A 17205-nucleotide genomic window follows, 5' to 3' on the forward strand; every position below is an offset into this window, starting at 1 on the left:
GGCTCCAGCCAGGACGCTCTCACTAGATGCGCCATTTTGGCCAACACCCGCTCACCGTCCCCAGGAAAGTTAGCGGGTGTTGGCGATTTAAGCGCATTAAGTGAGGGAACGGCCATCCGATGGGTATCGGTGAGGCAGATAGTTGATATCGAAAAACTCGCCTTCCCCAAATATATGAAGTGCTTCACAGTGGTTACAGGACCTGCACCAAACCGACCGCAGCCAGTAACCAGAAGGACTTCAACGTGGAAACTCCCCTCTCCCATCTTGCCCACCTCGAGATCACCGCCCCGGACGTCGAAGCGTCGGCACGGTTCTACGAGGAAAAGTTCGGCATGCGCATCATCGACCGCATGGATGGCAACGTTTACCTGCGCTGCTGGGGCGACTACTACCGTTACAGCCTGGTCATCACCGAAGGCCCCGAAGCGTCCCTGGGCCGGATGGCCTGGCGCACCAACTCCCAGGCAGCCCTTGAAGCCGCAGCCCAGCGCATCGAAGCGACCGGCGTCCAGGGCACCTGGACCGCCGGCGGCCACGGCTACGGCAAGGCCTACGAATTCACCGGCCCCTACGGCCACCACATGCGCCTGTTCTACGACGTGGAAAAGTTCGTGGCCGAGCCCGGCTTCGAATCCACCTACCCGGACCGGCCCGAGCGCCGCAGCAGCCACGCCGCCGCCCCCCGTTTCCTGGACCACGTCACCGTGGCATCCTCCGATGTCCGCGGCTTCGCCAAGTGGTACAACGAGGCCCTGGGCTTCCGCGTCATGGCGTTCGTTGACCTGGACGAAGCACCCATCACCGTGTTTTCCGTGCTGACCACCAACGAAAAGTCGCACGACCTCGGCGTTGTCCTGGACACCTCCAGCCGCGCCGGCCGCGTCAACCACATCGCCTTCTGGGTGGACGCCACCGAGGACCTGCTCCGCACCGCCGACGTCATGATGGAAAACGGCACCCCGATGGAATACGGCCCCTCCATCCACGGCGTGGGTGAGCAGAACTTCCTCTATTTCCGCGACCCCTCCGGCCTGCGCGTGGAGCTCAACTCCGGCGGCTACCGCAACTACGTCCCGGACTGGGAAGCCAACACCTGGAAGCCCTCGCTCGGTTCCAACAACTTTTACAAGAACGGCGCCATGCCGCACTCCATGACTGAATCCTTCCCGCCGGCCGAGGGCTTCACTGCCACGGAGGAAGGTGCGTCCCCGGAAATGAAGGAAGCCCTCCTGAACCCGTACGCCAAGCAGGGCCGGGGCTAAGACACCATGGCTGAAACCTATGCACTCATCCGGTTCCAGGAAGCCGGCGACGCCAAGGCACGCACCGGCCTGCTGGTTGACGGCCGGGTCCTGCCGCTGGACGGGGACATCAACTCCCTGATCGAGCACTGGGACACCACCGAACCACAACTGGACTCGCTGGCGGCCTCCGCTGACGGGCACACCGGCCTGGCGCTGGCCGACGTCGAAATCCTCGCCCCGGTGGAGCCCGCGCAGGTCCTGCAGACCGGCGCGAACTACCGCAAGCACGTGATCGACCTCGCCGCAGCCCACCGCGAACCCGGCGAGGACGAGGAGGAAGTGCGCGCCAAGACCGCCGCCATGATGGACAAGCGGGCAGGCCAGGGCACGCCGTACTTCTTCATCGGGCTCCCGACGGCGATCGCGTCCGCCACGGACGACCTCACCCTGCCGTCCTACTCCACGTCCCATGACTGGGAGCTGGAACTGGCAGCAGTGATCGGAAAGACGGCATTCCGGGTCACCCCCGAGGAAGCCCTGGAGTACGTGTTCGGCTACACCATGGTCAACGACATCACCACCCGCGAGTACGTCTTCCGCAAGGACATGCCGGCCATCGGCTCGGACTGGTACCGTGCCAAAAACGCGCCGGGCTTCCTGCCCACCGGGCCGCTGCTGGTGCCCGCCAAGTTCTTCGGCGACCCGCAGGACGTCCAGGTCACCCTGAAGCTCAACGGGAAAGCCATGCAGGATGAGTCCACGCAGGACATGATTTTCGGTGTCGCCAAGCTGGTCAGCGAAGCATCGCAGATCATGCCGCTGCGCCCGGGCGACCTCGTGCTCACCGGCAGCCCAGCCGGCAACGGCCAGCACTGGGGCCGCCTGCTCCAGGACGGGGACGTGATGGAAGGCACCATCACCGGGCTCGGCACCCAACTGATCCATTGCAAGGACGAACCCACAAGTGAAGGTGCCCAGTGACCACCCAGGACACAGCACCAACCGGCACCGGGGAATCAACTGATTCCCCGGTTATCCGGCGTGACGATCCGCTCGGCAGCATCCGAGCCATGGCCGCGGCCCACAACAACTGGGGCCGCTGGGGCCAGGACGACATCCTGGGCACCCTGAACTTCATCGACGCCGCCAAGCGCGTCGAAGCCGCAGCACTGGTGAAGACCGGTGATGCGTTCTCGCTGTCCCAGCCGTTCGACACCAACGGCCCGCAAAAGGGCTGGCGCCGCCGCACAAACCCCGTCCACACCATGACGGACACCGGGGTGGACGCCGAACGCGGCAACCAGGGTTTCCCGCACGGCTTCGGCGGCGCGGACGACGTGATCGCCATGCCGCTGCAGTGCTCCACCCAGTGGGACGGCCTGGGCCACATCTTTGACCAGGGCAAGGCCTGGAACGGCCGCGCCGCCGGGGACGTCGTCACCTCCGAGGGCGACCTGGTGACCGGCATCGAGACAGCCGCCGCCAAGATCGTCACCCGGGGCGTGCTGCTCGACGTCGGCCGGGCGCTCGGCCCCGAGCTGGGAAGGAACGACGGCGAACTGCCGGACGGCTTCGCCATCACCCCGGAACACCTCCAGCGGACCATCGAGCTCCAAGGCCCCAGCTCAACCGTGGGCCGGGGCGACATCGTGGTAATCCGCACCGGACAATACACGCGGGTCTGCCGCGACGGCTGGGGCGACTACGCCGGCGGCTCAGCCCCCGGCCTGTCCTTTACCACCGCGCCCTGGCTGCACCGCTCAGAAATCGCCGGGATCGCCACTGACACCTGGGGTTTCGAGGTCCGTCCGAACGAGTTCGACGCCGCCTTCCAGCCCCTGCACCAGATCGCCATCCCCAACCTTGGCCTGTTCCTGGGCGAGATGTGGGACCCGGACGGGCTGGCCGAAGCGTGCGCAGCGGACGGCAGGTACGACTTCCTGCTCACCGCAGCCCCGCTCCCGATCACGGGGGCCGTTGGCTCGCCGGTCAATCCGATCGCGGTCCGGTAGCTTTCAGCTAAAGCAGAACAACCACCAGCAGTATCGCCGTCAATACAAAGGAGTCAGCGATGGCAGCAGTACAGAACGTCGGAATCGTTGGGGCGGGAGCCGCCGGGCTGGCCGCAGCCATCCTCCTGGCCGACGCCGGAATCCAGGTCGAAATCCTCGAAAAAGCGGACGCCCCGCAGAGCCTCGGGTCCGGCATCACCCTGCAGGGCAACGCGTTGCGGGTGCTCCGCCAGCTCGGTGTCTGGGACCAGGTGGAGGCGAAAGGTTACGGGTTCAGCACCCTGGGCCTGCGCGCCCCCGACCCCGCCGGCACCGTCATCGCCGTCCTCGAAGACATCCGTACCGGCGGCGATGACCTTCCCGCCACCATGGGCATGTACCGCCCGGACCTCACCGCCATCCTCCGCGAACGGGCCGAACAGGCCGGTGCACGGATCAGCTACGGAAGGACCGTCACCGGAATAACGGACGACGGCGGGTCCGTCACCGTCAGCACCGCCGACGGCGGCACCGCCACATACGATCTCCTGATTGGCGCCGACGGCCTGCACTCAGCCGTGCGCAAGGCCATCGGCATCGACGTGGAACCCCAGCCCACCGGCATGGGCATCTGGCGTGCCTTCGTGGAGCGGCCCGACGAGGTGGTCCGCACCGACCTGACCTACGGCGGCCCCTGCTTCATCGCCGGCTACTGCCCCACCGGCCCGGACACCATCTACGCCTACCTCGTGGAGAAGGCGCAGGAACGCAAACACGAGGACGGACCCCGCATCATGGCCGAACTCGCCGCAGCCTACGGCGGCCCGTGGAAGGAAATCCGCGCCAACCTGGACCACAGCGCACGGATCAATTACACGTGGTTCACCACCCACCTGGTGGACGGTCCCTGGAACCGCGGCCGCACCGTGATCATCGGCGACGCAGCACACAGCTGCCCACCCACGGTGGCCCAGGGTGCCGCCATGGCCCTGGAGGACGCGACCGTTCTCGCTGAACTGCTGATCCAGGCCGACGAGATCACCGAAACGCTCTGGAAAGAATTCACCGACCGACGCCTGGACCGGGCCACGGCAGTAGTTACCGCCTCCGTCCAGCTGGGCCAGTGGATGCTCGACGGCGTCCGCGACGCCAACGTGCCCGGCCTGATGAACTCGCTGTCCACCATGCTGAAGGAACCCGCATGAGCACCGCTCCCGTTCAAGTACCTATCGTGGACGTCCACGCCCATATCCTGCTTCCGGCCCTGCAACAGCTCGTGGCCGAGGCGGACCCCGAAGGCTTCGGCGCCCAGCAGGCTCTGGAAGTCCGGCGCAACGGGCCCGAGTCCATGACCGCTTCGGGCAGGATGATCAAGGAACGCTGGCCGCAGCTGACCGACCTCGACCGCCGGCTCGCGGATATGGATGCCCAGGGCGTCGATGTGCAGCTGGTCTCGCCGTCGCCGTCGCACTTCTACTACTTCGCCGGCGGGGAACTGGCCCTGAAGCTGGCGAAAGCTGCCAACCAGGCGGTGCGGGAGTTCGTGGACCGCGCGCCCGGGCGGCTCAACGGCCTGGGCCTGGTCCCGCTCCAGCACCCTGCCCTGATGGTGGAGGCCCTGGAGCATGCGGTGCTGGAATGCGGGCTGTTGGGTGTGGAGATCGGCTCGTTCGCCGCCACCCCCGAGGACCCGGAGCGCAGCACCGTGGAACTGTCCGATCCCCGGCTGGAGCCATTCTGGACCCGCGCGGAGGAGCTGGGCGCCCTGGTGTTCCTGCACCCGTTTGGCTGCTCGCTGGATGAGCGGCTGGACCGCTTCTACCTGGCCAACACCGTTTCCCAGCCGGCCGAGAATGCGGTGGCCCTGTCCCACCTGATCTTCAGCGGCGTCCTGGACCGGCACCCTGAACTGAAAGTCCTGGCGGCACACGGCGGCGGCTACCTTCCCACCACCCTGGGCCGCTCGGACCGCGCGTGGACGGTCCGTCCCGAGGCGCACGGCTGTGCCCAGCCGCCGTCGTCCTACCTGAAGAAGCTGTACTTCGACTCGCTGGTCCACAGCCCCGCTGAACTGCGGGCACTCGTGGCCGCAGCCGGCCCGGAGCGCGTGCTGCTCGGCTCGGACTACCCGTTCGACATGGGATCAGACCTCCCGGTGGACGAGGTCCAGGCCGCCGGACTTCCGGCCGACGACGAAACCCAGGTTTTGGGCGGCAACGCACGCACGCTGGGCATCACCGCGGCGGCCGCCCTGGCCGCCCGACGCGACGCTTAAGGAACACGCACATGGTCAAGATTGCCCGTTGGGATCACGACGGCGGGACGCAGTCCGGCTTTGTGGACGGTGGAAACTGCTATGCCCTGCCCGCAGGCCAGTCCGTCCAGACGCTGCTCGACGCCGGACTTGAGGAGACGCTGGCACTCGCCCGTGAGGTGGTTGGTTCCGCTGCTGCCGTTCCGCTGGCGGACGTGCGCCTGCTCGCCCCGCTGGAGCCCGCCACCATCCGCGACTTCGTGGCGTTTGAGGAACACGTCGAAGGCGTGCGGAAAAGCATCGATGGCGTGGCCGGCGTGGTGCCCGAATGGTACGAAGCACCCACCTTCTATTTCACCAACCCGCACACGGTGACAGGCACCGGTGCGGTCATCGGTATTCCGGCCGGGTGTACGGACCTGGACTTTGAGACGGAAGTGGCCGCCGTCGTCGGCCGCGTTCCGGGCAGCGACGGGCGGAACCTGGGCGCGGAGGAGGCCCACCGGCACATTTTTGGGTACACCGTCCTCAACGACTGGTCCGCGCGCGACCTGCAGCGCCGGGAAATGAAGGTCAGCCTTGGGCCCTGCAAGGGCAAGGACTTCGCCAATACGCTCGGCCCGTGGATTGTCACGGCGGACCAGTTCGAGGACCGGCACGACGCCGAGGGGTTCCTGCCCATCTCCATGGCTGTCGAGGTCAACGGTGAGGCGATCGGCCAGGACCTGCTCTCCAACATGGGCTGGCCGTTCGCGGAGTTGGTGGCTTATGCCTCGCAGGACTCGGTGGTGCGGCCCGGCGACGTGCTGGGCTCCGGCACCTGCGGCAGCGGCTGCCTCGCCGAACTCTGGGGCCGGAACGGCGCCCAGACTCCCCCGCCGCTGAAGACCGGCGACGTGGTCCGGATGACGGTGGAAGGAATCGGAACCATCGAAAACACCGTCGGCACCCGGCGCGAGGCCGCGACCCGGGTTCCCGCCCGGACCCGTCCACGCAACCGGGTTGCCGCTGCGGCTCCTTCCGGAGACGCCCTGCGCTGAACAGCCCCTCCCCATCCGGGTTTCGGCTGGTCCCGGAGACGGGCTCAGGCGCCTTCCGCGGCAGTGCCGGCAGCCGGAGCCGTGGAGTCTGCGGCGAGGGCTTGCCGCCGACGGTAGACCTGGACCGCAATGGCGGTGGGGATCGCAGCCAAGGCGGTGATCCGCATCCAGGGCCGGTCCAGGATATGGCCGGTGAGCGCATCCAGGGAGTACGGTCCGGAGCCGCCAATAGTGAACGCGGCGGCAGCCAGGCCCAGGACGGCCGGGTACTCGAGGCCGCCCTCCTGGGCGAAGAAACCGTTCGGGGCGTGGACGCTGGCCGCGACGCCCATGGTGGTTGCGGCAGCGGCGCCCGCGGCAGGGGTGGCCAAACCCAGGGCCAAGGCAAGCCCGGCTCCTGCTTCACCAACGCCCGCAAGGACGGCGCTTGCCTTAGCGGGGCGGAACCCCATGGCGTGCATGCCCTCACTGGTGCCTTCGACGCCTCCCCCGCCGAACCAGCCGAAAAGTTTTTGGGATCCATGGGCCACGAGAACCCCTCCCAGAGCCACCCGGAACAGGGTCTGCGCGGCGGCCGCCGCCTCAGGGCTGGTGGTTACATTGCTCATAACAGTCCTCCTTGGGTTGTTTGAGTCGCTGCACGGCTCGTTCCAGCATGAGTCTACGGCTGAGCGACCACCGCGTCACAGGAGAGAATCGGGCAGGGTACACCCCTCCGGCAGCAGGCACCAGCCGTGAGCTTACGGGGTATCCGCCGCGTGGATAGCCACCGGATGCGCGTTGACGGGAAAGAGCTCGTGGAGCCGGGCGCAGGAGCGCTGGACCACGGACCGCAGCCACACGTTTGCCGGGTCCTCCGCCTGGGACGGATGCCAGTACATGGCCTCCACCAGGGATGCTTCGGTCCCGCCGGAGAACTCCAGCACCGCGATGTCCGCGCCGCGCTGCGCCCGTCCGGCCAGCATCCGCGGGACAAGTGCCACAAGGTCCGTGCCTTCGACCAGGAGCGGCAGGGAGAGGAAGCCGGCCACCACGGCGGCCACCCGGCGCTGGATGCCGCGCGCTTCGAACAGCTTGTCCGCGGGGGTGCTGATGCCCTCGCCGAAATAGCCGACGGCGTGGGGCACCGCGGTCAGGTGTTCGAGGGTCAGGCACGGCTGCTGGAGCAGCGGGTTGCCAGCGTCGGCCACGGCCACAAAACTGTCACGGAAAAGCTGTTTGCTGGCTCCCTGCATCTGGTACCCCGTGGGTCCCACCAGCAGGTCGATCCTGGAGTAGTCGGCCATGTGGCCCTGGATCCCGGAGCCTGCGGTGGGGACGAAGTCCACGGAGACGCCCGGTGCTTCTTCCCGCAGGATCCCGCGGAGCGGTCCGACGATGAGCGCCGCAGCGTAGTCGGAGGCGGCGATGATGAACTCCCGCTCACTGGTGGCGGCGTCGAACCCGGACCGCACGCGCGTGGCCCGCTGGATGTGAAGCATGGCTTCATCAACCAGCGGGACCAACGACTGGGCAAAGGGCGTGAGGTCGTAGGTGCGGCCGTTTCGGACCAGCAGTTCGTCGTCGAAATGGCGCCGGAGCCTGGCCATCGCCGCGCTGGTGGCCGGCTGGCTGAGCTGGAGCCGCTCCGCCGCCCGGGAGATGTTGCGTAGTTCCAGGAGGACCTGAAGTTGGGGCAGCAGGTTCAGGTCCAGGTTCTTCATACCCACAGGTTATCCGTGCCCGGAGTTCCGCCCTTCCGAGGGCCGGCTAATGGCTGACCGGCACCAGGCGCGGTCCCCGGACCAGGACGGCGAGGAGGGCCACCGCGCACGCGATGCCCAAGGCGCCCAGGGCAAACCCGAGGCTGCCCAACCCCGCCGCGGCCGCGCCGAGGACGATGGGAGTCAGGAACTGGCCGATGAACAAGGTTCCGGTCCAGATGCCGGTGCCCCGGCCGCGCTGCTGGTATTCGAGTCCGTTCACGGCCCAGGTCAGGAGGGTGGGCAGCAGGACACCGGTTCCCGCGCTGGCGATGACGGCACCGGCAATGGCCAGCGGAACATTCCCGGCAACGGAAACGAGTGAAAGTCCCACGGCGGCCAGACCGAAGGCGAGCGCCAGCAGGTTCTTCGTGCCCAGCTTCACCAGGAAGCGGAAGGAGATGGCGCCCGCTGCGGTGGCGAGGGATGCGATGGCTGCGGCGAGCCCGATGAGTGCCGCGTCGGCAACGCCGAGGCCGGTGATGACATACGGCAGATGCACGATGAGGGCGTAGAACACGATGCCCCCGAACAGCGTGACTGCGGCCGGGGCGCCGATCTGCCATCCACGGGACGGATGGACGCCGGCCTAACCCTCCCCCAACGCCCCGTTCAGCTCGGCGCGCGTGGGCGGGTTGGCGCCGGGCCGGGACACGGTGACTGCGGCGGCGCGGGCGGCGTGAGCCAGGAGCTCGCCCAGGCCCTCGGCGGAAAGCGCGCGGAGCACGTCACGGTTCTGCGCCCCGTCCAGCCCCCGGTCCACCAGGCCTGACAGCAAAGCGGCCATAAAGGAATCCCCGGCACCCACGGTGTCAGCCACAGTCACAGAAGGGGCCGGGTACTCGGCAACGCCGGCGGCAGTGATGCCCCACGGGCCGTCGGCGCCACGGGTCACCACCACCATCGCCGGCCCTTCGGAGCCGCCCAGCGCCAGCCAGTGCCGCGCCGATTCAAGCACGTCCCGGCCCGGATACAGCCACGCCAGGTCCTCATCCGAGGCCTTGACCACGTCGGCGAGCGCGACGAACTTCTCGGCCTGGCCGCGCGCATAGTCCACATCGGTGATGATGCTGGGGCGGCAGTTGGGATCGAAGCTGATGGTGGCGGACGGGTGCGCGAACTCGACGGCGGCCAGCACGTCAGCGGCGCCGGGAGCCAGCATGGTGGCGATGGATCCGGTGTGCAGGAGCGTGGTGCCCTGCAGCATAAAGGCGATCCTGTCGGCCAGGCCGGGGAGCTCCCAGGCGAGGTCGAACGTGTAGGTGGCGGCGCCGTCGTCGTCAATCAACGCGGTGGCCACGCTGGTGGGCAGGCCGTCGGGCCCCTGCGGCAGCATCACCGAGCTGGCGCGCAGGTGCGCGGCCACGGAGTCGCCATACGCGTCCCGGCCGTACCGGCCGATGAACTGCACCGGGTGGTCCAGGCGGGCCAGGCCCACCGCAACATTGAGCGGGCTACCGCCCACGTGGGCTTCGATTCCGGAGGCGCGCTGGACTACGTCAACAAGGCCTTCGCCGATAACTGTGAGCATGGACATACTCTGCCAGAGAAGTGGGTCCGGCAGCAGTTCGTTTCACTCCGGTCAGCGCAGCAGCCCCTGGAGCAGTCCCCGGCACCTGGCATACGCCGCGGCCCCCGGGTCGATCAGCGAAAAGTGGTCTCCCGGCACCATCACCAGATGGGCGGGCTGGTGCCCCGCCTGGGCCGCGTCCGTGTAACTGGTGGACATGGCGAGCGGGACGGTGGTGTCGTCCACCGCATGGACGGCGTACACGGGAACGTCCAACGGCAGGGCATTCATGGGATCCGCGGCCCGGTACCGGTCCGGGAAGTCCGACGACGGCCCACCCAGCAGGTTGGCCACCGCCCCGTCGCTGAGATTCAGTTTCTCCGCCTCGGTGAGGTTCAGGACGCCGGACTGGCTCACCACACCCGCGAGCCGGACGGCGTCGGGCCCGCTGCCCAGCCCGTCCTGCTCCGGGGCGGGACCGAACCCGGCCAACCGGGAACGCCCCGCCGCCCACACCGCCAGGTGCCCGCCGGCTGAATGGCCCAGCGCCACCACGTTGGCCAGGTCAAGGCCGTGTTGCCCGGCCAGTCCGCGAAGCCTGTCGATGCCGGCCAAAACGTCCTGGAAGGTTTCCGGCCAGCCGCCGCCGTTGCCCGCGCGGCGGTATTCCAGGTTCCAGGCTGCCATGCCGTGGGCGGCAAGGTCCCTGGCCAGCGGCTCGCCCAGCTCGGCACCGTACTGCGCACGCCAGTAGCCGCCGTGAATTACCACCACCACGCCCTGGCTGGTCCTGCTGGCGGGGCTTTCCGGAAGGAACAGCTCGCCCCACTGGCTGGGATCGTCGCCGTAGGTGTAGCGGTGCCGCTGAACAGTGATGTCTTCGATGGGGTCCCCCGTGGATGGTTGCGTGGTCGACGTCCGCCCGGCGCCGGGCTCCGAAGCCGGGCTGCAGGCTGCCAGCGCGGCCGCGGCAACTGAGGCCAGGAGCGCTCGACGCCGGAAGCCAGTCATGTTCCGACACTATCGCGGGTGGAACGGGGGAACGTCCCAGGGCCCCGGATGCCGCCCGGTCCGGGCGCGCATCCGGGGCGGTCAAATGTGATGCAGGCGTTATCTCCGAAGGGTGTTACACGAGTGACGGATGGGGCTACTGTCGTAACAAGGTGCATATCGGGCCACGAGCGAACCGTCAAGGGGCGTCCGAAACTGCACTCACTGCATGGCAGCAACGGTGCTGTTGATAAGGGGGCATGTATGTGGGAGAAGCCAGGGGCCGGCCAGGTCCGCACGGGACGGGTGTCTGCACTGTTCGGCCGCATCGGCCGGCGCGGCGTCGCACCCCGTCCGCACTACAAGGTGGGCGAGGTGCTGATCGGCGATGATCCGTTCACGGGCAGGCGGCACGGCCGGCTGGCTGTTGTGAACAAGGGATCCGTGGGTCTCGAGGTCCATGACCGGATCTACTTCTACGACCACCGCCAGGTCCGGCGGCCCGGCTAAGCCCCCGCGCCCCGGAAGGCCTAGGAATCCTGCCGGAGCCGTTCTTCCACGTCCGCCGCGGAAGGGTAGGCCGCCTGGGTGCCCTTGGCCGTGGTGGCCAGCGCGGCCGCCACGGACGCGAACGCCGCGGCCTCGGCGAGCGCATCGCCCGCGGCAAGCCTGACAGCGACCGCACCGGTGAATGCGTCCCCGGCGCCGGTGGTGTCCACGGCCTTAACGGTGGTGGGGGCAACCCGGGTCACCGCCGGCGGTTCGGCCAGGGAATCCAGCACCACGGAGCCTGCCCCGCCGAGGGTCAGCAGGACACGGCGCACACCGTGGTCCGCAAAGCGCAGCCGGACGTCCTCCCACTCGGACAGCGGCGCCTCAGGGCCGGGCATGCCGGCGCCGCCCAGGAACAGCGCAGCCTCGTGCGCGTTCACCAGCAGCACATCCGTCAGCCCGGCCAGGGCTGCGGGGATCTGCGCATACGGCGAGAGGTTCAGGAGCACTGTTGCACCGGCGTCGTGCGCTGCCTGCGCGGCGGCCGTCACGGTCTGCAGCTGCACCTCAAGGCACAGGCTCACGACGGCGGCACCCGCCAAGGCGTCCGACGCGCCTGCCACGTCGGCCGGCACCAGCGTCCCGTTGGCGCCGGCGGAAATGATGATGTTGTTCTCGCCGCCGGCGTCCACCGCGATGACGGCCACACCGGTGGGCTCCTGCGACATGCGGACATGCCGCACGTCCACGCCCGCGCCGGCAACCGACTCACGCAGCATGGCGCCGTTGGCGTCGTCCCCCACAGCCCCCACCAGCGAGACGGTACCGCCCAGCCGGCCGGCAGCCACGGCCTGGTTGGCGCTTTTGCCGCCGGGATTCACGGCGAAGCCGTTGCCGTGGACGGTCTCCCCGGGGGCCGGCAGCCGTTCACAGTAGATGGTCAGGTCCGCGTTCAGGGACCCGACGACGACGATCCGGCCGGGGGCCTGCACTGCGGAACTCATTCGGCCACCTCAGCCTCAACGGGCTTGGGAATCAGCAGCGAGGCAGCAAACGCGGCCACCGTCAGCGCCAGGCCCACCAGCACAACGGTGAGGTAGGACGCCTTCGCGTCCGCCAGGCCGGCGGTGGCCACCAGCACGGCGGGAAGCACCAGGAAGCTGAGCCCGGCGCCGAGATTGAACGCGCCGGCGTTCATGCCGGGAAGGAACCCGGGGTTGCCTGCCGGGGAGAGGACCACACCAAGACCGTTGAGCATGATGTTGACCGTACCGGCGTACATAATGCCCAGCAACACCGTGCCCACAATCATCATGGGCAGGCTGCCCAAGCCCAGGAAAGCGATGATGGCCAGCGCCGCCACGCTGCCCAGCAGCCCGATCCGGAGCACCCTGGTGTAGCCCAGGACGGGGGCCAGCCGGCCACTGAGCGGACCCACCAGCCAGCCCAGCAGGGCGTACGGGGTGAGGATCAGCAGCGACATTTCGGTGGGGCCCACGCCGAAGCCCGGCCCGGCGGCCTGCACATAGGCGGGGACAATGCCGTTGATCACGGCGAAGATGCCGGTCATGGTGAGGGTGGTGGTGAGCAGCGGCGCCCAGGTGGAGCGCTGGCGCAGGTGCACCGTTTCCACCATGGGCTGGCTGGTCCGCTGTTCCGTGCGCCAGAAGGCATAAAACGCAGCGGCGGAGACCAGCACCAAGGCCAGGCTCAGCACCAGCGTGCCACTGGAGAAGGCACCCACCAGTTTGGCGCCCTCATTCAGGGCTGTGAGCAGCGCGCCCACGGCCACCACGATGAAGAACACACCCAGCCAGTCCATCCGGGTACCGGCCGCGGGCTTGCTTTCGGTAGCCAGGAAGGCGATCAGTGCGGTGGCCGCCAGGGCCAGGACCACCATCAGCCAGAAGATGCTGCGGAAGCCGAAGTGCTCGGCGAAGTAGCCGCCCACAAACGAGTCCACGCCGGCCACGCCGCCGTTGACGGCTGTGATCAGCCCCATCAGGGTGCCGTATTTACGCGGGTTGCTGACGGCGGAGCGCAGCATGATCAGGCAGAGCGGCACGGTGGGTCCGCTGATGCCCTGGATGATGCGGCCCACGAAGAGCCAGGTGACGTCCGGGGCCAGGGCGGCGATGACGGACCCTGCGGCCATCAGCACCATCATGCCCACCAGGACCTTCTTCCGGCCGATGATGTCAGAGAGCCGCGGCAGGAACAGGGAGAACAGGGCGGCGGCGGTGAAGAACCAGGTCTGGGACAGGCCGATGACTGCCTGGTTGGTGTTGAGCTCCTCGCCCATGGTCACCAGGGCGGGGCTGAGCATGGAGGCGTTGAGCTGGAAGGCCACGCAGGCGGCCAGCAGGGCTGTCATCAGGGCGGCGATGTTGCCGCGGCCCGTGACGGGGGCGGTGAGGGTGGCAGACATTTACTTTCCCCCTGCGGTGGCGAGGTCCGCGGTGGACTGGCTGCCGCCGTCGTGCGGGTCCCCGATCCGGACCAGCGCATCGGTGACGAGGTCCCAGAACCTGGCGTGGTCCAGGTCAACGGCCACGCTGGTGGTGCAGTCCGCCGGCGCGGGGGCGCGGAAGTCCGCCACGGTCATGCCCAGGGTGAGTGCGCCCTGGAGTTCGATGTTGACCGGGACCTTGCGGGTGGTGACGATGCTGGGGTCGATCACGTACGCCACGGCGCAGGGATCGTGGACCGGCGGGAAGTCGAAGCCCTGGGCGTCCTTGTAGGTGGCGGCGAAGAAGTCCATCAGTTCACGGACAAAGCGGGCCGGACCCGTGCCGATGGCGTCGATCCGCTCCACCACGTCCGTGGTGGCCAGGGCCTGGTGCGTGAGGTCCAGCCCCACCATCACCACGGGCCACTTCTCGTTAAACACAATGTGCGCGGCTTCTGGGTCGATGATGATGTTGAACTCGGCCACGGCGCTCCAGTTGCCCACGTGGTAGCCGCCGCCCATCAGGACAACTTCCTTGACGCGTTCCACGATGCGGGGTTCCTTGCGGGCCGCCATGGCGATGTTGGTCAGGCCGGCGGTGGGGACCAGGGTGACGGTGCCCGGCTCGTGTGCCATGACGGTGTCAATGATGAGGTCGACGGCGTGGCGCGGGTCCAGTTCGATGGTGGACTCCGGCAGGGCGGGGCCGTCCATGCCGGATTCGCCGTGGATGTCCGGCGCGGTTTCGATGCTGCGGACCAGGGGGCGGTCGCAGCCGGCGGCGAAAGGCACGCCGGTGATGCCCGCAATGGTGCCCACGGCGAGGGCGTTGCGGGTGACCTTTGCCAGGGTCTGGTTGCCCACCACGGTGGTCACGGCCAGCAGATCGATGGCCGGGCTGCCGTGCGCCAGCAGCAGGGCCACCGCGTCGTCATGGCCGGGGTCGCAGTCCAGGATGATTTTCCGGGGGGCGGTGGGCTGGGGGTTGGGTTCCACGATCGTTCTCCACGTCATTGGGGCCTGCCGGGGCAGGGTACTGAAGCATTCCAGAAGCGATCATGACACCTGCCTCCGGTTTACGTCAAACGCTTAACGCTGGTCTGTGCGGCATGCGCGTCAAACGCTTAATGCATTGCGGTGGCTGGCGGGGGCTGTTGCCGACTACGATCGAGGGATGGATTCGGCAGAGCAGGTGCAGCAACCCGCGCGGCCGCGCCGGATCACTGCCGCCATGGTGGCGGAGCGGGCGGGGGTTTCGGTGGCCACGGTGTCGCTGGTGGCCAACGGCAAAACCGCAGGCCGGGTTTCCGGGGACAACATCACCCGGGTCCGCGAGGCCATCTCCGAGCTGGGCTATGTGGTGGACGGGATCGGCAGTTCGCTGGCCAGGGGTGTCAGCTCGATCGTGATCCTGGTGGCCCCTGACATCTCCAACCCGTTCTTTGCAAAGGTGATCAGCGGCGTCCGCGAGTCCCTCGGTCCGGACTACCAGCTGCTGCTTTCGGTGACGGACTCGGGACGGTTCCCCAAGGCCGACGACGTGCGGCGGCTGATGTCGCTGCGTCCGGCCGGGCTCCTGGTGGACGCACCCAACGCGGACTTCCTGGCGGACCTGTCAGCAGCCGGCCCACTGGTGCTGCTGGACGCACCGGGCCTGGCGGAGTTCGCACCGGCCGTGAACCTTGACGTGGCCCATGGCGCCCGCCAGCTTGCTGCCCACCTGGCCGCCCAGGGGCACCGAAAAGTGGCCTACGTGGACAGTGTGACCGGCACGGACACGTTCGCCGTCCGGCGCAGGGCGTTCCTCACCGAGGCTGCCGCGCTGGGCATCAGCACCCCCGCGGACGGCATCATCGCCACCACCATCGACGTCGGCGCTGCCGCGGCCGCTTTCGCCACCTCGTGGACGCAGTGGCAGCGGGAGGGGGTGACCGCCGTCGTCTGCGGAACCGATACCCATGCCTACGGCGTGCTGCAGGAGGCGCGCGTGGCCGGGGTGGACATCCCCGGCGAGCTGGCCGTGGCGGGTTTTGACGACCTGCCCTACTCGGCCACCAGCAATCCCGGCCTGACCAGCGTCCATCTGCCCGCCGCACCCCTTGGACTGGAAGCCGGCGCGCAGCTGCGCCGGCTGATGCAGGGTGAGGCCCTGGTGCAGTCCGAGGTGACGCTGGAGAGCTCCCTGGTGGTGCGTGGTTCCACGTCCGCTGCCGCGGATTAACTGCACGCCGCGGCGGCGCCTTGGGATGTCACAGCCCCGCCGTAAGCTAAGACCATGCCGAGTAACTGGGAAAACCTGGACGCCACGCTCCGCGAATCCGTGGAACAGAACGTGGAGATCTACACGCGCGTCCGGCCGGCCCTGAAACTGGTCACCAGGGATGTCCTGCTGACCCTCCGCGACATGCTCAAGGACACGGACGTCACACCGCTGTTCGTCACCGGGCGGACCAAAACGGTGGCGTCGTTCCGGGAGAAGATCTCGCGGATTGAGGAGCCGCTGGAGCCTGGCGGCCCGCCCGTCCTGAAGTTCCCGGACCCGTTCCGCACCCTGAACGACATGGTGGGCATCCGGGTGATCACCAAGCTGCCGGCGGAGAATGCCGCGGTGGCCAACCTGATCAAGCGCCAGCGCCAGCTGTTTGATTGCCGCGGCGACCGGGAAAAGGACATCGGCTCCATTGAGTCCGGCACCTACGGCTATTCCAGCCGGCACCTGATCCTGCGGACCATCCAGAACGAGTCCGTCAAGGAATACCAGCAGGCATTCAACCCGGAAGCCCAGCCCAACGGCAGCTACTTCTTCGAATGCCAAATCCGCACCGTCTTCGCCCACGCCTGGAGCGAGATCGAGCACGACATCCGCTTCAAGGCGGAGGATCCGCGCGCGTGGACGCCGCAGTTCGACCGGCAGTTCACGGCCACGGCAGCCATGCTGGAAACCGTGGAGACAGCGTTCTCGGAGCTCAACGAGAGCTACGAGCAGGTCCGCAGCTTCTGGGACCTGGAGGGCGAAGGGGCTGCCCCGCTGACGCCCAACCGGATCCGCGACGTGTGGCGTACGCTGTTGCCGCACGTGGACCGCAAGGTGGACGACGACTGGGGCTGGGCCGCCGAACTGATGGCAGCGCACGGGCTCAACCAGACTGTCCAGCTGGCGGGGCTGCTGAGCGCCAACCGGATCACCGAGGTCCGCAAAGCCCTTGACCACCGCTACTCCCCCGGTCCGGACCGGCTGCTGGATGACCTGCTGCTTTGGCAGTACGGCACCAAGCACATCGACCTCACCGCGGAATCACCGGACACCATCCCCCACCCGCGGCGCGACAGCCTCCAGCGCCGGCTCAAGCAAATCGAACGGTACCGGCTCACGCAGGCCTAGAAACCTGCGGGATCCGCCTCGGGACCCACCGGCATCCTCCGGATCAAGGCCGCATGCCGCCCGTCCATGCGGGCGTGCGGGTGCGTCCCCGCGCGCCAATGCGCTCAG

17 protein-coding genes are annotated in these 17205 nt (G+C 68.2%); 9 read left to right on the plus strand and 8 right to left on the minus strand.

Annotation, left to right across the window (positions count from 1 at the left end; translation table 11 throughout):
* The first annotated feature begins 245 nt into the window (after positions 1-245).
* Genes QRN07_RS12540 through QRN07_RS12565 form a run of 6 tightly spaced genes read left to right on the plus strand, consistent with a single transcriptional unit; the run spans position 246 to position 6532 of the window.
* On the plus strand, positions 246-1265 hold the full coding sequence (locus QRN07_RS12540; protein ID WP_285241166.1) for a VOC family protein: 1020 nt from the start codon (positions 246-248) through the stop codon (positions 1263-1265).
* Positions 1266-1271: 6 nt separating this feature from the next.
* Positions 1272-2228 carry a fumarylacetoacetate hydrolase family protein gene (locus QRN07_RS12545; RefSeq protein WP_050683744.1) on the plus strand — a complete coding sequence of 319 codons (957 nt, stop codon included), beginning with the start codon at positions 1272-1274 and terminating at the stop codon, positions 2226-2228.
* The gene (locus tag QRN07_RS12550) at positions 2225-3259 is read left to right on the plus strand and encodes a cyclase family protein (RefSeq protein ID WP_285241167.1); all 1035 of its coding nucleotides are present in this window, start codon (positions 2225-2227) and stop codon (positions 3257-3259) included. The genes QRN07_RS12545 and QRN07_RS12550 overlap by 4 nt, the downstream gene beginning before the upstream one ends.
* 59 nt (positions 3260-3318) lie before the next feature.
* Positions 3319-4443, plus strand: a complete 1125-nt coding sequence (locus QRN07_RS12555; RefSeq protein ID WP_285241168.1) for an FAD-dependent monooxygenase — start codon at positions 3319-3321, stop codon at positions 4441-4443.
* On the plus strand, positions 4440-5513 hold the full coding sequence (locus tag QRN07_RS12560) for an amidohydrolase family protein (protein WP_285241169.1): 1074 nt from the start codon (positions 4440-4442) through the stop codon (positions 5511-5513). Before QRN07_RS12555 ends, QRN07_RS12560 begins: the two co-directional genes overlap by 4 nt.
* An 11-nt stretch (positions 5514-5524) precedes the next feature.
* Positions 5525-6532, plus strand: a complete 1008-nt coding sequence (locus QRN07_RS12565) for a fumarylacetoacetate hydrolase family protein (RefSeq protein ID WP_285241170.1) — start codon at positions 5525-5527, stop codon at positions 6530-6532.
* A gap of 44 nt (positions 6533-6576) precedes the next feature.
* Here the strand turns inward: QRN07_RS12565 and QRN07_RS12570 are convergent, their stop codons facing one another.
* The 5 genes from QRN07_RS12570 to QRN07_RS12590 form a co-directional block, all read right to left on the minus strand.
* Positions 6577-7140 carry a DoxX family protein gene (locus tag QRN07_RS12570; protein WP_285241171.1) on the minus strand — a complete coding sequence of 188 codons (564 nt, stop codon included), beginning with the start codon at positions 7138-7140 and terminating at the stop codon, positions 6577-6579.
* 132 nt (positions 7141-7272) lie between these two features.
* The gene (locus QRN07_RS12575; RefSeq protein ID WP_285241172.1) at positions 7273-8235 is read right to left on the minus strand and encodes a LysR family transcriptional regulator; all 963 of its coding nucleotides are present in this window, start codon (positions 8233-8235) and stop codon (positions 7273-7275) included.
* Between the two features lie 46 nt (positions 8236-8281).
* A complete protein-coding gene (locus tag QRN07_RS12580) occupies positions 8282-8833 on the minus strand; it encodes an MFS transporter (protein ID WP_350224291.1) in 552 nt (183 codons plus the stop codon).
* A 30-nt stretch (positions 8834-8863) separates the two neighbouring features.
* Positions 8864-9805 carry a carbohydrate kinase family protein gene (locus tag QRN07_RS12585; protein WP_285241174.1) on the minus strand — a complete coding sequence of 314 codons (942 nt, stop codon included), beginning with the start codon at positions 9803-9805 and terminating at the stop codon, positions 8864-8866.
* 51 nt (positions 9806-9856) lie between these two features.
* Positions 9857-10795, minus strand: a complete 939-nt coding sequence (locus tag QRN07_RS12590; RefSeq protein WP_285241175.1) for an alpha/beta hydrolase family protein — start codon at positions 10793-10795, stop codon at positions 9857-9859.
* 243 nt (positions 10796-11038) lie between these two features.
* Between QRN07_RS12590 and QRN07_RS12595 the strand changes: the two genes are divergently transcribed.
* Positions 11039-11284: a hypothetical protein gene (locus QRN07_RS12595; protein WP_285241176.1), complete on the plus strand. Its 246-nt coding sequence runs from the start codon at positions 11039-11041 to the stop codon at positions 11282-11284.
* 20 nt (positions 11285-11304) lie between these two features.
* Here QRN07_RS12595 and QRN07_RS12600 read toward each other — a convergent pair whose 3' ends face one another.
* From QRN07_RS12600 to uriH, 3 genes are read right to left on the minus strand one after another with little or no spacing between them, the layout of a single operon-like run.
* Complete coding sequence (locus tag QRN07_RS12600; protein WP_285241177.1) at positions 11305-12270, minus strand: ribokinase; 966 nt, start codon at positions 12268-12270, stop codon at positions 11305-11307.
* Positions 12267-13694 carry a uridine transporter UriT gene (gene uriT / locus QRN07_RS12605; RefSeq protein WP_285241178.1) on the minus strand — a complete coding sequence of 476 codons (1428 nt, stop codon included), beginning with the start codon at positions 13692-13694 and terminating at the stop codon, positions 12267-12269. The genes QRN07_RS12600 and uriT overlap by 4 nt, the downstream gene beginning before the upstream one ends.
* Entirely contained in the window at positions 13695-14729 is a 1035-nt protein-coding gene (gene uriH / locus QRN07_RS12610) for a uridine-preferring nucleoside hydrolase UriH (RefSeq protein WP_285241179.1), read from the minus strand. It abuts the gene before it with no gap.
* A 160-nt stretch (positions 14730-14889) separates the two neighbouring features.
* Between uriH and QRN07_RS12615 the strand changes: the two genes are divergently transcribed.
* A complete protein-coding gene (locus tag QRN07_RS12615) occupies positions 14890-15936 on the plus strand; it encodes a LacI family DNA-binding transcriptional regulator (protein WP_285241180.1) in 1047 nt (348 codons plus the stop codon).
* Between the two features lie 54 nt (positions 15937-15990).
* Positions 15991-17097: a GTP pyrophosphokinase gene (locus QRN07_RS12620; RefSeq protein WP_056600131.1), complete on the plus strand. Its 1107-nt coding sequence runs from the start codon at positions 15991-15993 to the stop codon at positions 17095-17097.
* Positions 17098-17205 lie beyond the last annotated feature (108 nt).

Source organism: Pseudarthrobacter sp. MEB009 (assembly GCF_030208875.1).
GTDB lineage: Bacteria > Actinomycetota > Actinomycetes > Actinomycetales > Micrococcaceae > Arthrobacter.